8 protein-coding genes are annotated in these 14,760 nt (G+C 76.0%); 7 read left to right on the top strand and 1 reads right to left on the bottom strand.

Annotated elements, in window-relative coordinates; genetic code table 11:
• Window positions 1–86 precede the first annotated feature (86 nt).
• A complete protein-coding gene (locus ACFY0X_RS16155) occupies window positions 87–1,934 on the bottom strand; it encodes a hypothetical protein (protein WP_387754593.1) in 1,848 nt (615 codons plus the stop codon).
• Between the two features lie 935 nt (window positions 1,935–2,869).
• Between ACFY0X_RS16155 and ACFY0X_RS16150 the strand changes: the two genes are divergently transcribed.
• The 7 genes from ACFY0X_RS16150 to ACFY0X_RS16120 all read left to right on the top strand — a co-directional run bounded on the left by ACFY0X_RS16150 (window position 2,870) and on the right by ACFY0X_RS16120 (window position 14,676).
• Window positions 2,870–4,237: a PLP-dependent aminotransferase family protein gene (locus ACFY0X_RS16150; protein WP_387754591.1), complete on the top strand. Its 1,368-nt coding sequence runs from the start codon at window positions 2,870–2,872 to the stop codon at window positions 4,235–4,237.
• Window positions 4,234–5,370 carry a 3,5-dihydroxyphenylacetyl-CoA synthase DpgA gene (dpgA, locus tag ACFY0X_RS16145; protein WP_387754588.1) on the top strand — a complete coding sequence of 379 codons (1,137 nt, stop codon included), beginning with the start codon at window positions 4,234–4,236 and terminating at the stop codon, window positions 5,368–5,370. The genes ACFY0X_RS16150 and dpgA overlap by 4 nt, the downstream gene beginning before the upstream one ends.
• A 26-nt stretch (window positions 5,371–5,396) precedes the next feature.
• On the top strand, window positions 5,397–6,080 hold the full coding sequence (dpgB, locus tag ACFY0X_RS16140; RefSeq protein ID WP_387754585.1) for an enoyl-CoA-hydratase DpgB: 684 nt from the start codon (window positions 5,397–5,399) through the stop codon (window positions 6,078–6,080).
• The gene (gene dpgC / locus ACFY0X_RS16135) at window positions 6,077–7,396 is read left to right on the top strand and encodes a (3,5-dihydroxyphenyl)acetyl-CoA 1,2-dioxygenase DpgC (protein ID WP_387754582.1); all 1,320 of its coding nucleotides are present in this window, start codon (window positions 6,077–6,079) and stop codon (window positions 7,394–7,396) included. The genes dpgB and dpgC overlap by 4 nt, the downstream gene beginning before the upstream one ends.
• Before the next feature lie 85 nt (window positions 7,397–7,481).
• Complete coding sequence (locus tag ACFY0X_RS16130; protein ID WP_387754580.1) at window positions 7,482–7,715, top strand: MbtH family protein; 234 nt, start codon at window positions 7,482–7,484, stop codon at window positions 7,713–7,715.
• Window positions 7,712–9,739 (top strand): ABC transporter ATP-binding protein, encoded by a 2,028-nt coding sequence (locus tag ACFY0X_RS16125; protein WP_387754577.1) that lies wholly within the window; start codon window positions 7,712–7,714, stop codon window positions 9,737–9,739. The genes ACFY0X_RS16130 and ACFY0X_RS16125 overlap by 4 nt, the downstream gene beginning before the upstream one ends.
• Complete coding sequence (locus ACFY0X_RS16120; RefSeq protein WP_387754574.1) at window positions 9,736–14,676, top strand: amino acid adenylation domain-containing protein; 4,941 nt, start codon at window positions 9,736–9,738, stop codon at window positions 14,674–14,676. Before ACFY0X_RS16125 ends, ACFY0X_RS16120 begins: the two co-directional genes overlap by 4 nt.
• Window positions 14,677–14,760 lie beyond the last annotated feature (84 nt).

Genomic DNA, 14,760 nt, shown 5'->3' with positions numbered 1-14,760 from the left:
CCGGACGGCCGTTGGGCGGCACCGGCGGCGCTGCGCGGAGCCGCCCGCGGAACCCCCGGCCGGACGGGCAGGGGCGGGGGCGGCCGTCAGGGCCGGGCGGGCGCCGGGTCCTGCACGCGGCCCTGCAGGGCCTTGGACAACTCGGCGACGCAGGAGGCGAGTTGACTTGTCGTCAACTGCGCCGGGTCGCCGCCGCACCCGCCGGCCGGTGCGGGCGGCGGCGCGGTGGGAGGCGCGGTGGACGGCTGCCCGGTGGGTGCCGGTCCGGTCGGCGCCGGTGTCGGGGCCGGGGCCGGCCGGCCGCCGCCGGGCGCGGTGATGTCGCCGCTCAGCGACACCAGGTTGGGCGTCACCGTGGCGTCGCCCGACAGGTCGATGTAGTCCTGGGTCTGCCCGTTGAAGTCCACGAAGCCGCGCCACATGTCCCGCCCGAACGGGACGATCTCCTGCAGCGCGCCGCCCGGCCCGGCGCTGATGGAGATCGAGGTCTGCTGCGCCATGTACGACACCATCCGGCTGGCCAGCACGTCCAGGTTCACCGCCGGGCCGTCGTCGCCGCGCACGTACACGTGCAGGTCGTTGAGGCCGCCGCCGACCCGGTCGGCCTGCAGGACCGCGAAGGCCACCACCAGCTGCGAGGAGCTCTCCCGCGGCACCAGCGGCGTCACGTAGTACAGGTGGCCGTCCGCCTTCGAGCGCAGCAGGAACTCGCCCGGGTTGACGGCGTTGGTGGAGGCCGAGGTGTGGGCGTAGCCGAAGCCGCGGTCGTCCTTCGCGCCGCGGCCGCCGAGCCACTGGACCTCGTGGATCTGGGAGCGGACCACCGAGGCCGGGTAGACGGCTCCGGGCAGTTCGCCCGGCGCCACGTCCGCCCGGTACGTCGCGTCCGGGCGGCCGTCCGGGGAGCCGCGCAGCACCAGCACCCCGGCCGGCTCCAGGACGGTGCGCTGGCGCCAGCCGCGCTGGCGGGCCACCGAGATCACCACCACGGGCTCGGCGGTGCGGGGGTCGGCGCCGTCGCAGTAGCCCCAGATGTCCTGGTCGCTGTAGACCAGGTCCGGGAACCGTTCGGCGAGCAGGTTGCGCAGGCTGACGGCCCCGGTGCCGGCGAAGGCCCGGCCGAACGCGTGCTCGCCGCGGAACGCGCAGGTGGCGACGGAGTTCGAGCGGCCGTCCCAGACGGCGACGCCCTCCATCGGCTGCTCGCCGGAGCCGTCCAGGACGGCCGTCCACACGCCGCCGCCCGGTGCGGCGTCGGGCAGGTAGTGCAGGCTGTGGCCCATCAGGTGGACCCCGGAGGTCAGGCCGGCGCTGTCGGTCAGCGCCTTGGTGGCCGCCGCGTAGGAGGCGGTGCGCGCCTCGAAGTCGAAGTCCGGCATCGGCGCGGTCTTCACGCAGGCCGGCACGTCCGCGGTGCCCACCAGGTCGCAGCGGCCGCCGTCGCCCGCGCGGGTGTGCTCGGTGACCGGCAGCACCGAGCGCGGGGTGCCCGCCCCGCCGGCGGGGATGTCGAGCACGGTGGCCGCCGCGTAGTAGCGGCCCTCGTCCTTGTCGTCGTCCCACAGCCCGGTGCCGGCCCGCACCAGCGAGCCGGCCAGCGCCAGCAGCACCGCCGCCAGCGTCAGGCGCGTGCGCCACCCGCGGTACCCGGCCCCGGACTCCCGGGCGACGTACGTGACCGCGACCACCGTGCCGCCCAGGCCGATCGCGGCCCAGATCCAGAACAGCGGCGCCGCGTCCAGCACGCCGCCGTTCGGCAGGAACAGCCGCTCGACCAGCAGCACGTAGCTCTGGTCCTGCTGCCCGAACCCGCCGAACACGGCGTGCTTGACCAGCCACACCAGCGCCGCGACCAGCGGCATCCACAGCCACCAGACGGCCAGCGCCAGCACACCGCGCCGGACCGCGCCCCGCCGGACATCACGCTTCGTCACACGCTCCCCCTCGGTCCGCGCCGCCCCGCCACCCGCCCGCCGGCCTCCGATCCTACGCGCCGCCCGGCCCCGTCCACAGGGCCCCAACCTCCTGCTTGCCCAGGGGGGTTGATGCCCGATGGCGGCCCGCCCGCCGCCGGCCGCGGCCGCGGGCCGGAGCCGGCCGCACGTCCCGCGCCCGGCGCCGGGGGCGCGGCCGGCGCCCCGCCGGGCCGCCCGGGCGGTGGCGGACCGTAGTCGGACGGAAACGCTCGGCACTTGACAGGGGCTTGTGCGGGGGCGCGTACTGGAACAGGACAAACAGCAGACAGGGCCCTTGCTCCAGGTATCCGTTTGATATCCGTTGCCGGTTCGAAGCGGTGACAGGGGCGCGCCGGGATGCCGGGCATCCCCCGTGTCGCGCTCAGCCCCGTCGCCTTCGACGGCCGTTCTCGCGTTCAAGCGCCGCGCCCGCGCCACCGGACCGGTGGTGCGCGCGCAGTGGCGTTGCCGGGACCGGGGCCCGCAGGCCGGGTCCGAGGGGCCGCCATGAATTCGAAGTCGAAATCGGTCGATGCGGGAACGCGGGAGGCCGACCCCGGCGAACCGCCGGCGGGACGCCCCCCGGTCCTCGCGCGCACACCCCGGTCGGGCCGGGCGCCGCTGCCCGCGGCGCTCGCCGACGCGCGGGGCGCGCGTCCGGGGACCGGGGACGGGCCCGGCCGGACGGCCGCCCGGTGCGCCCCGCGTTTACGGCGACGGGCACGCCGCGCCGCGGGTGCCCGACCGCACGACGCGAGCCGGACGACGGCGCCCGCCGGGCCCGGGCCTGCCGCAGGCCGTCCGCCGCACATCGCCCGCACCGGTGCCCTGCCGCACCTCCTTCCCGCGGGCCGTGGCCCGCGCCCTTCGGCGCGGGGCCCGAACTGCGGCCCGTACGCGGAAAGGTGGGCACCATGGTGCTCGATTCGACGACGCTGCACTCGAGCATCGAGGACCCCGTCCTCGACCGGATGAACTTCCTGAACGAGATCACGTTCAGCTACCCGGACGCGGTGTCCTTCGCCCCGGGCCGCCCCTACGACGGCTTCTTCGAGGTCGAGGAGGTCCACGCCCACCTGCGCCGGTACGCCGCGTACCTGGAGAGCCGGGGCGCGGGGCCGGCCGAAGTGCGCAGCCGCTTCTACCAGTACGGGCCGGCGGCGGGGCAGATCCGGGAGCTGGTCGCGCACTCGCTGCGGCAGGACGAGGGGCTGGAGGTCGCGCCCGAGGCGATCGTGGTGACCGTCGGTGCGCAGGAGGCGATGTTCCTGACGCTGCGCACGCTGTTCGCGACGCCCCAGGACGTGCTGCTCCTGGTCACCCCGTGCTACGTCGGCATCATCGGGGCCGCGCGGCTGCTCGACGTCCCGATGGTCGCGGTGCCCGAGCGCGACGGGCGGCTGGTGGTGGCGGACCTCGACGAGGCGGTGCGGGCGCAGCGCGCGGCCGGCCGCCGGCCCAGGGCCGTCTACGTGGTGCCGGACCACGCCAACCCGACCGGGTCCACGCTGGACCTCGCGACCCGCACCGCGCTGCTCGAACTGGCCGAGCGGCACGGGCTGCTGGTCCTGGAGGACAGTCCCTACCGGCTGAGCGGCCCCGGTCCGCGCAGCCCCATGCTCAAGGCGCTCGACGGGTCGGGGTGCGTCGTCCAGCTCGGTACGTACTCCAAGACGCTGTTCCCCGGCGCGCGGGTCGGCTACGTGGTGGCGGACCAGGAGGTGCGCGACGCCCGGGGGCGGGTGCGGCTGCTCGCGCAGGACCTGGCGAAGGTCAAGAGCATGGTGACGGTCAACACCTCCTCGCTCAGCCAGGCGGCCGCGGCGGGTGCGCTGCTCAGCGCGGACGGGCGGCTGTCCGTCCTGAACGCCCGGGCCGCCGAGCACTACGGCCGCTGCATGGCCGACACGCTCGCGCAGCTGGACCGGTGGCTGCCCGAGGGGCGCCGCCGGGAGCTGGGGGTCGACTGGAACCGTCCCGACGGCGGGTTCTTCCTCACCCTGCGCACCGGTTTCCGCACCGGCACGGCGGCGCTGGAGCGTTCGGCCCGCGAGTTCGGCGTGATCTGGACGCCGATGGAGTTCTTCCACCCCTTCGGCGGGGGCGAGCAGGAGATCCGGCTCGCCATCAGCTGCCTGACGGCCGGTCAGGTGGCCGAGGGCGTGGAGCGGCTCGCCCGGTTCGTGGAGGCGCTCAGCACCGGGACGCCCGGCGGCGGTCGGCACGGCGACGGGACGCCCGGCGGGAAGCACGGCAACGGAACGGAGAGTGACGCATCATGACCGCGACCCTGGACCGGGCACCGACCGCCACGGCCCCGCGCATCCTGAGCGTGGGCACCGCCGTGCCACCCGAGCACTACTCCCAGGAGGAGCTGCTCGACCTGTTCGGCATCACCGACCGCAAGGTGCGCTCGGTGTTCCTGCTGGGCTCCATCCAGCAGCGTTCGCTGGTGCTGCCCCCGGCGGCGCCCGACGGCACCCGGCTGCGGGAGAGCCAGGGCGACCTCCTGGACAAGCACAAGGCCTGGGCCGTGAGCATGGGCTCGGAGGCGCTGGCCCTGTGCCTGAAGCGGATCGGGGCCGCGCTGTCCGAGGTGGCGTACCTGTGCTGCGTGACCTCGACCGGCTTCCTCACCCCCGGGCTGAGCGCGCTGCTGATCCGCAAGCTCGGCATGGACTGGCACACCGCGCGCGCCGACATCGTCGGCATGGGCTGCAACGCCGGGCTCAACGCGCTGGCCGTGGTCGGCAACTGGGCCGCGGCCAACCCGGGCAGGCTGGCCGTGATGGTCTGCTCGGAGGCCTGCTCGGCCGCCTACACGATGGACTCCACGATGCGCACGGCCGTGGTCAACAGCCTCTTCGGCGACGGCGCCGCGGCGGTCGCGGTGATGGCCGATCCCGGGCCGCGGGACCGGGAGCGACCCGAGGAGGAGCAGGAGGAGGAGCGGGGGGCCGGCGACCGGCTCGCGGGGCCCCGGATCCTGCGGACCGCGAGCGTCACGATCGTCGACGCCATCGACGCGATGCGCTACGACTGGGACCGCGACCAGGGCCGCTTCAGCTTCTTCCTGGACCCGCAGATCCCCTACCTGGTCGGCGCGCACGTGGAGGGCGTCGTCGACCGGCTGCTGGAGGGCACGTCGCTGCGCCGCGACGACGTCGCGCACTGGCTGGTGCACTCCGGCGGCAAGAAGGTCATCGACGCGGTCGCCGTCAACCTGGGGCTGACCCGGCACGACCTGCGGCACACCATCACCGTGCTGCGCGACTTCGGCAACGTCTCCAGCGGCTCGTTCCTCTTCTCCTACGACCGGCTCCTGAAGGAGGGCGTGGTCCGCGCCGGGGACTACGGCGTGCTCATGACCATGGGACCGGGTTCCACCATCGAATCCGCGCTCATCCAGTGGTGACCCAACCCGACGCAAGGGAGACAGCCATGCCTGTCAACGTCCTCCTCGGAGGCCCGGTGCTGCACGTGGACGGCCGCCGGGAGATCTCGGCCGAAGCGACCCGCGCCCTGTCCGACCTCTGCGACGAGGCGGAAGCCTCCGGAGCCGACTTCGCGACCCTGTTCCTCTCCGGCGCCCCGACCGGCGAGGAGGTGGCCAAGGCCGCCGACGTCGCCGCCGTCACCAAGTGGGAGCGGGCCGTACGGCGCTTCGAGCGGCTGCGGATGCCCACCCTGGCCGCGGCCGGCGGGGACTGCGGCGGCACCGCGCTGGACCTGCTGCTCGCCTCCGACATCCGGGTGGCCTCGCCGGACCTGCGGCTGCTGCTGTCCTTCCAGGGGCAGGCCACCTGGCCGGGGATGGCCGGCTTCCGGCTGGTCCAGCAGCTCGGGCTGGCCCCGGCGCGCCGCTCGGTGCTCTTCGGGGTGCCGATCACCGCCCGCGAGGCCCTGCAACGGTGCCTGGTGGACCAGGTGAGCACCGACCCCGGGCGCGCCCTGGCGGCCGCCGCCCGGCTACTGCGCCGGCTGTCCGGCCCCGAACTCGCGATCCGCCGCCAACTGGCCTTCGACGCCCAGTGGATGAGCTTCGAGGACGCGCTCGGCCCGCACCTGGCCGCCTGCGACCGCGCGCTGCGGCGCACCCGGACCGCCGACGAGGTGACGGCGTGAGCACCGCGGACACCCGGGCCCCCGCCGCCCCGCCGGCCCCCGCCACCGCACGGGGCCGCCCCGCGGACCGGCTCGACCGGGCCGCCCGGCCGCTCGCCCCGTTCCCCGACCCCGGCCCGCGCACCGGCGAGCAGCGCGCCCGCACCGAGCGGCTGCTGGAGGCCGGGCGCGCCCAGCGCACCGCCTTCCTGGACCACCACGCCGAGCCGCTCTACGACCGGCTCACCGCGGACCGCACCCGCCGCCCGCGGCTCGACGCCCTGGTGGAGGACGCCGCCTCGGCCGTACCCGGCCTGGTGCCCACCCCCGCGCAGCTGCGCGCGGACCGGGCCGCCCCGCCCGGGGAGCGCCTGGGCTACGAGACCGACGTGGGCGTGCTCCTGCGCGGCCTGCTGCGCTGCCCGGCCGCCGGCGGGCACCTGATGGACTCCATGCTGCGGCCCACCGGTCGCGCCCTGGGCCTGCTCGCGGAGTTCCGGGCCACCGGGACGGTGCGGCTGGAGACCACGGAGCTGGAACGGCGCGCTGGGGTGGCCAGGATCACCATGTGCGCCGGGGACCGCCTCAACGCCGAGGACGAGCAGCAGGTCGACGACATGGAGACCGCGGTCGACCTCGCCCTGCTGGACCCGGGCTGCGAGATCGGGCTGATCCGCGGCGGCGAGATGACCCACCCGCGCTACGCGGGCCGCCGGGTGTTCAGCGCCGGCATCAACCTCAAGCGCCTGCACGCGGGCGAGATCACCCTCACCGGCTTCCTGCTGCGCCGGGAGCTCGGCTACCTCAGGAAGCTGCTGCTCGGCCTGCGCACGGACGAGCCGTCCTGGCGCTACCCGCTCACCGACATGCCGTGGGTGGCGGCGGTGGACGGCTTCGCGATCGGCGGCGGCATGCAACTGCTGCTCGCGGTGGACCACGTGCTCGCGGCCTCCGACGCCTACCTGAGCCTGCCGGCCGCGCAGGAGGGGATCGTCCCCGGCGCGGCGGACTTCCGCCTCCCCGCGGTGACCGGCCCCCGGCTGGCCCGGCAGATCATCCTCGGCGGCCGGCGGGTGCGCGCGACCGACCCCGAGGCCCGCGCCCTCGTCGACCGGGTCGTCGACCCGGCGGACCTCGACGCGGCCGTGGAGCGCGCCGTCGAGCTGCTGCGCAACCCGGCCGTCACCGCCAACCGCCGCATGGTGAACCTCGCCCTGGAGCCGGCCGACGGATTCCGCGCGTACATGGCCGAGTTCGCCGTCCAGCAGGCGCTGCGCATCCACGCCGCCGACGTGCTCGGCAAGGCGGGCCGCTTCTCGGCCCGGCCGCCCGGGTGACGCCCACCGGGCCCCCTGACCCCCCGCACTCCCCCGCCGCCGCCCGGCGGCCGGCCCCCGAACCCCGAACCCCGAGGAGACCGAGATGACCAGCCCCTTCGACGACCCCGACGCCGCCTACCTGGTGCTCGTCAACCCCCGGGGCCAGTACTCGCTGTGGCCCGCCTTCGCGCAGGTGCCGCCGGGCTGGCGGATCGTCTACGGCCAGGGCGCGCGGGACGAATGCCTGGCCTACGTCGACCGCACCTGGAGCGACCAGCGTCCGCGGCCCGGCGCCCCGGTCACCGCCACGAACGGCAAGGAGGTCGCCGCACCATGATGGGCCCGGGCCCGCTGATCACCGTACGGGCCGACCCCGGCGACGAGGCGGCGCCGGCCCGGGGGCGGGTGAGGCCCGGCACCGCCCGGCGGGTCCTGCCCTACCTGCGGCCCTACCGCCGGCAGATCGTCGCGCTGCTGAGCCTGACCGTGCTCGACGCCGTCGTCACCGTCTCCACGCCGCTGCTGTTCAAGGTGCTCATCGACCACGGCATCGTGCCCCGCGACCGGGGCGTGGTGGCCGGTGCCGCCGCCGCGGTGGCGGGCCTGGCGCTGCTGCAGGCGCTGGTGGGCTTCCTGGTGAGCCGCAGTTCGGCGCGCATCGGCGAGGGGCTGATCTACGACCTGCGCACCGAGGTCTTCGGGCACGTGCAGCGCCAGCCGCTCGCGTTCTTCACCCGGACCCAGACCGGTTCGCTGGTGAGCCGGCTGAACACCGACGTGATGGAGGCCCAGCAGGCGGTGACGGTGCTGCTGTCCAACGTGCTCTCCAGCCTGCTGGTGCTGGGCCTGGTGATCGTCACGATCTTCTACCTGTCCTGGGTCGTCGGCCTGGTGGTGCTCGTCACGGTGCCCTTCTTCGTGCTGCCGGGCCGGATCGTGGGCCGCCGGCTCCAGCGCAACCTGCGCACCTCGATGCAGCTGGACGCCGAACTCGGCTCGCTCATGCAGGAGCGCTTCAACGTGGCCGGCGCGCTGCTGGTCAAGCTCTACGGCCGGCCGGACGGCGAGGGCCGGCGCTTCGCCGAACGCGCGGCGCGGGTGCGGGACGTCGGCGTGGTCACCTCCGTCTACGCGCGGATGCTGCTGGTGACGGTGACGCTGCTGGCCTCGCTGGCCACCGCGGTGGTCTACGGCGTCGGCGGCGAGCTGGTGATCGACGGGACGATCCAGATCGGCTCGCTGGTGGCGCTGGCCACCCTCCTGGCGCGGCTGTTCGGGCCGATCAACCAGCTCTCCAACCTGCAGTCGAACTACCTGACCGCGCTCGTCTCCTTCGACCGGCTCTTCGAGGTGCTGGACCTCAAGCCGCTGATCGTGGAGCGGCCCGGCGCGGTCGCGCTGCCCCCGGCCGGCCCGGCCGGGGCCCCGGAGGTCGAGTTCGAGGACGTCTCCTTCCGCTACCCCCGGGCCGGGGAGGTCTCCCTCGCCTCGCTGGAGACGCTGTCGCTGCCCGTCCCGGAGCGCTCCGGCGACGCCCACGCGCTGCGCGGCGTCAGCTTCCGCGCCCCGGCGGGCCGACTGACCGCGCTCGTCGGCCCCTCCGGCGCGGGCAAGACCACCGTCAGCCAGCTGGTGGCGCGGCTGTACGAACCCACCGAGGGCACCGTGCGGATCGGCGGCCACGACGTGCGCGACCTGACCCTGGCCTCGCTGCACGCCACCGTCGGCATGGTGACCCAGGAGGCGCACATGTTCCACGACACCATCCGCGCCAACCTGCTCTACGCCCGGCCGGGCGCCAGCGAGGCGGAGCTCGTCGAGGCCTGCGAGGCCGCGCAGGTCTGGGACGTGGTCCGGGCGCTGCCCGACGGCCTCGACACCGTCATGGGCGACCGCGGCTACCGCTTCTCCGGCGGCGAGAAGCAGCGCCTGTCGATCGCCCGGCTGCTGCTCAAGAAACCGTCCGTGGTCGTGCTCGACGAGGCCACGGCGCACCTGGACTCGGAGTCCGAGGCGGCCCTGCAGCGGGCCCTGTGGACCGCCCTGTCCGGCCGCACCGCCCTGGTGATCGCGCACCGCCTGTCCACGATCCGCGAGGCCGACCAGATCCTCGTGCTCAAGGACGGGCACGTGGTCGAACGCGGCCGGCACACCGAACTCGTCGACGGCGGCGGCCTGTACGCGGAGCTGTACCGCACCCAGTTCGCCGACCCGCCCGCGCCGCGCCCCGACCCCGCGCCGCCGTCGGCGAACGGCCACCGCGACCTGCCCCCGCTGGCGCCCGGCGGAGGGCCCCTGCGCGTACTGCCGCCGCCCGAGACGGCGGGCAACCCCGGCCAACCCGAACGGAGAGCACGATGACCCAGTTGACGGTCGAGGACGTCTGGCCGCTGTCCCCGCTGCAGGAGGGACTGCTGTTCCACGCCTCGTACGACCAGGACGCGCCCCGGGACGTGTACGTGGGGCAGCGGATCCTCAACCTCGACGGCCCGCTGCGGCCCGACGTGCTCGAGGCGTCCTGGCAGGCGCTGCTGGAGCGGCACGCGAGCCTGCGGGCCGGCTTCCGCTCCCGCGCGGCCGGCGACACCGTCCAGGTGATCGCCAAGGGCGTGCGGATCCCGTGGACCTACGCCGACCTCGGCGGCCTCGGCGAGCAGGAGGCCGAGGCGCGGGCCGCGCGGCTGGCCGAGGTCGACGCCCGGCGCTTCGACCTCGGCGTGCCGCCGCTGCTGCGGGTGCTGCTGCTGCGGGCCGGCCCCGAGCGGCACCGGATGGTGGTGACGATGCACCACATCCTGATGGACGGCTGGTCGCTGCCGATCCTGTTCGGCGAGCTGTGGGCGGTCTACGGCAACGACGGCGACCCCTCGGTGCTGCCGAAGGTGCCGCAGTACCGCGACTACCTGGCCTGGCTGGTGCGCCGGGACAAGGACGCCGCGCGCCGGGCGTGGCAGGAGATGCTGGCCGGCACCGAGGGCCCCACCCTGGTGGGCCCGGGCGACCGCGGCGGCCCGCCGGTGATGCTGCGGCACGTGATCGACCGGATCGGCGACGACCTCGCCGAGCGGCTGCGGGAGACCGCGCGCGCCTCCGGGGTGACCCTCAACCGGGTCTTCCAGGTCGCCTGGGCGCTGCTGGTGGGCAAGCTGTCCGGCCGGCTGGACCCGGTCTTCGGGGCGACCGTCTCCGGCCGCCCGGCCGAGGTGCCGCAGGCGGACCGGATGGTCGGGCTGTTCATCAACACCGTGCCGGTGAGGGTGCCGCTGGACCCGGCCCTGCCCTTCCGCGAGGCCATGACGGCGCTGCAGGACCAGCAGGCCGCCCTGCTGGACCACCAGCAGCTGAGCCTGCCCGAGATCCAGCGCGCCGGCGGCCCGGGCGCGGTGTTCGACACCCTGATGGTCTTCCAGAACTATCCGCGCGGCCCGATGGTGGCCCCGTCGATGCGCTCGGCCGTGCCCGACGGGCCCCCCGGGGCGGCCGGGCCCGAGCCCCCCTCGCCGCCGGGCGAGGGCCTGGGCGGCACGGCGCTGCGCAGCGGGCGGCAGAGCGGCGGCCCGCTGCCGCAGGGGCCGCCCGGACCCGGGGGTCCGGACGGGCCCGGGGGTCCGCCGCAGGGGCCGCCGCCCTCGCTCTTCGGGGCGGGCCCGGCCGGCCTGCGGATCTCCGCGGGCGGTGGCGAGGAGGCCGCGCACTACCCGCTGACCGTCGTGGTCACCCCGACCGACGACATCGAGCTCCGGCTGGACTACCGGCCCGACCTGTTCGACGAGCGCACCGCCCGCGCCCTCGTCGACCGGATGCTGCGGATCCTGCGCCAGGTCGCGGAGGACCCCGGCGTGCCGCTGGGCCGGCTCGACGTGCTGACCGGCGACGAGCGCCAGGGCCTGGGCGGGGGCGGGAACCCGACCCGCCGCGACCTGCCGGGCGCCACGCTCGCCGAACTCCTGGAGCGGCAGGCGCGCCGCACCCCGCGGGCGGTGGCCGTGGTGGCCGGGGAGCGCGAGCTGACCTACGCCGAGTTGGACTGGCGGGCGAACCGCCTGGCGCACCGGCTGGCCGGGCTCGGCGTCGGCCCGGAGACGCTGGTGGGCGTGGTGGCCGAGCGCTCGCCCGAGCTGGTCACCGCGCTGCTGGCGGTGGTGAAGACCGGCGCGGCCTACCTGCCGATGGACGGCGCGCACCCGGCCCCCCGGCTCGCCGCGGTGGCGGCGCAGGCCGGCGCGGCCGTGGTGCTGGTCGACGAGCCGAACGCCGCGCGGGGCCTGGCCGACGCCGAACTGTTCGGCCCCGCCGAGGTGCTGCGCCTGGAGCCGGACCCCGCGGACGGCGACTCCCCCGCCGGGGCCGGGCCGGACGAGGCCTTCCCCCCGGTGCCCGTACGGCCGGAGAACCTGATGTACGTCATCTACACCTCGGGGTCCACCGGGCTGCCGAAGGGCGTCGCGGTGACGTACGGCAGCGTCGTCGCGTTCTGCCTCGACGAGTGCTGGTCCTCCGAGACCCTCGAACGGGTGCTGGTGCAGGCCAACCACGCCTTCGACGCCTCCACCTACGAGATCTGGACGACGCTGCTGCACGGCGGCCGGCTGGTGCTGGTGCCCCCCGGGGACATCGACACGGTCGAGCGCGGCCGGCTGATCGCGGCCCAGAAGGTGACCAGCGTGCACGCCACGGCGGGGCACTTCCGGGTGCTCGCCGAGCAGGCCGCGCACATCTTCGGCGGGGTGCGCGAGGTGTCCACCGGCGGCGACGTCGTCTCCGCCAACGCCGTGCGCACGCTGCTGCGCTCCCACCCCGGCCTGGTGGTGCGCACCACCTACGGCCCGACCGAGTCCACGGCGTTCGCCACCCAGCTGCCCTTCACCGACCCGGAGGCGGTGCCCGACGCGGTGCCGCTGGGCCGGCCGATGGACAACACCCGGGTGTTCGTCCTGGACGCGTTCCTCAAGCCGGTGCCGGTCGGCATGACGGGCGAGCTCTACCTGGCCGGGGCCGGGCTGGCCCGCGGCTACCTGGGCCGGGCCTCGCTCACCGCGGAGCGCTTCGTCGCCTGCCCCTTCCCCGCCGAGGGCGAGCCCGAGGGCGCGCGGATGTACCGCACCGGCGACCTGGCGCAGTGGACCGAGGACGGGCAGCTGCTCTTCCTCGGCCGCGCCGACCAGCAGCTCAAGATCCGCGGGTTCCGCATCGAACCGGCCGAGGTCGAGGCCGTGCTCGCCGCCCACCCGGACGTCGCCCAGGCGCTGGTGGTCGCGGTCGAGGACGGCGGCGGCCACAAGCGGCTGGCCGGGTACGTCGTGCCGGCCGGGGACGGGCAGGCCTCGCCCGAGCCGCGGGCGCTGGAGGAGTACCTCGCCGGGAGGCTGCCCGACTACATGGTCCCGGCCTCGGTGACGGTGCTCGACGCGCTGCCGGTGACGGCGAACGGCAAGGTCGACCGGGCCGCCCTGCCGCCGCCCGACTTCTCCGGCCGGGCGGCCGGGCGCGCCGCCGCCACCGACACGGAGGAGCTGCTGTGCCGGCTCTTCGCCGAGGTGCTCGGCCTGGAGCAGGTGGGGGCGGAGGACTCCTTCTTCGCCCTCGGCGGCGACTCGATCACCTCGATGCTGCTGGCGGGGCGGGCCCGCAAGGCCGGCCTGACCGTCACCCCGCGCCAGATCTTCGAGCTGCGCACCCCCGCGGAGCTCGCGCGGGTCGCCGAGTCGGTCGACGACGGCGCGGCGGAGGGTGGCGAGGACGTCCCCGGCGGCCCCGTCCCGCTGACCCCGGTGATGCGCGAGATCGCGGCCCGCACCGGTTCGCCGGCGCGCGCCGGCAGCCAGGCGATGGTGCTGACCGCGCCGCCCGGTCTGACGGCCGAGCGGCTGGCCGCCGTGCTCGGGGCGGTCGTCGGGCGCCACGACGTGCTGCGGGCCCGGCTGGAGGGCGAGGACGCGGACGGGCGGCTGGTGGTCCCCGAACCCGGGGCGCCCTGGGCCGTGCCGGTGGCGGACCTGGTGACCCGGGTGGAGGCGGCCGGCCTCGACGGGGAGCGGCTGGACGCGCTGATCGACGACCAGGCCGCCGCGGCCGAGGCCGCGCTCGCGCCGCACGACGGCGTGATGCTGCGGGCCGTGCTCCTGGACCGCGGCGCCGGCGACACCGGCCTCGTCCTGCTGGTCGCCCACCACCTGGTGATCGACGGCGTCTCCTGGCGGGTGCTGATGCCCGACCTGGCGCTCGCGGACGCGGCCCTGGACGCCGGGGGCGCGGACGCGGCGCGGGCGGCGGTCGCCGCCGAGCCGACCTCCTTCCGCCGCTGGGCGCTCGCCCTGGCGGAGCGGGCCAGGGCGCAGCAGACGGTGGACGAGCTGCCGCTGTGGCGGCGGATGCTCGAGCGGAGCGAGCCGCCGCTCGCCGGCCGGCCGCTGGACCCGCGGACCGACACCGTGGGAGGCGGCCTGTCCAGCGCCGAGCTGAGCGTCCCGGCGGCGACGGCGGGACCGCTGCTGGCGGCGCTGCCCGCCGCCTACCACGCGGGAGTGGACGACGTGCTGCTGGCCGGGCTCGCCGCGGCGCTGGAGGAGTGGCTGCGGGCGCGCGGGCGGCCGGTGCCGGAGGGCTTCCTGGTCGACCGGGAGGCGCACGGCCGGGTGCCGATGTCCGAGGACATGGACCTGACGCGGACCGTCGGCTGGTTCACCGCCGTCCACCCGGCGTGGCTGGAGACGGGCCCGGTCGACCCGGCCGAGGTCCGGGCGGGCGGCGCGGACGCGGCGCGGCTGATCAAGCGGGTCAAGGAGCAGCTGCGGCAGCGGCCGGGCGACGGCCTGGGCTACGGGCTGCTCAGGTACGCCAACCCGGCCACCCGTCCGGTGCTGGAGCCGCTCGCGGCGCCGCAGATCGGCTTCAACTACCTGGGCCGGTTCGGCGGTCCGGGGCCGGAGGCGGGCGCCCGGGGCGGGGAGCCGGGGGCGGGCGCGTCCCCCTGGACGCCGGCGGTCGGGCACGGGTCGCCCGAGGGTGGTGTCGACGCCTCGACGCCGCTGCGGCACGTGCTGGAGATCAACGGCTCGGCGCGGGACCTGCCGCAGGGCCCCGAGCTGCGCTTCGTCCTGGAGTCGCCGCGCGGGCTGCTCAGCGGGGAGGAGCTCGGCGACCTCGCCGGGCGCTGGCGGGCCGTGCTCGAAGGGCTGGTCCGGCACGCCTCCGAGGGCCCCGGAGGTCACACCCCGTCGGACTTCTCGCTGATCTCGCTGGGTCAGGAGGACATCGACGAGTTCGAATCCGCCTTCGGCGGCGCGGCCGGCGACTGACCCGGCCCCGGCGGCGCTCCCGCGGCGGAGCGGGGTGGGGTCCTCCGGTTCGGCCGGGCCCGACGACGGGCCGGGCCGGGGGAC

The organism is Kitasatospora sp. NPDC001547 (assembly GCF_042894165.1).
Classification (GTDB): domain Bacteria; phylum Actinomycetota; class Actinomycetes; order Streptomycetales; family Streptomycetaceae; genus Kitasatospora.
The sequence above is the reverse complement of the archived record's forward strand: the minus strand, read 5'-3'. Positions and strand labels throughout refer to the sequence as shown.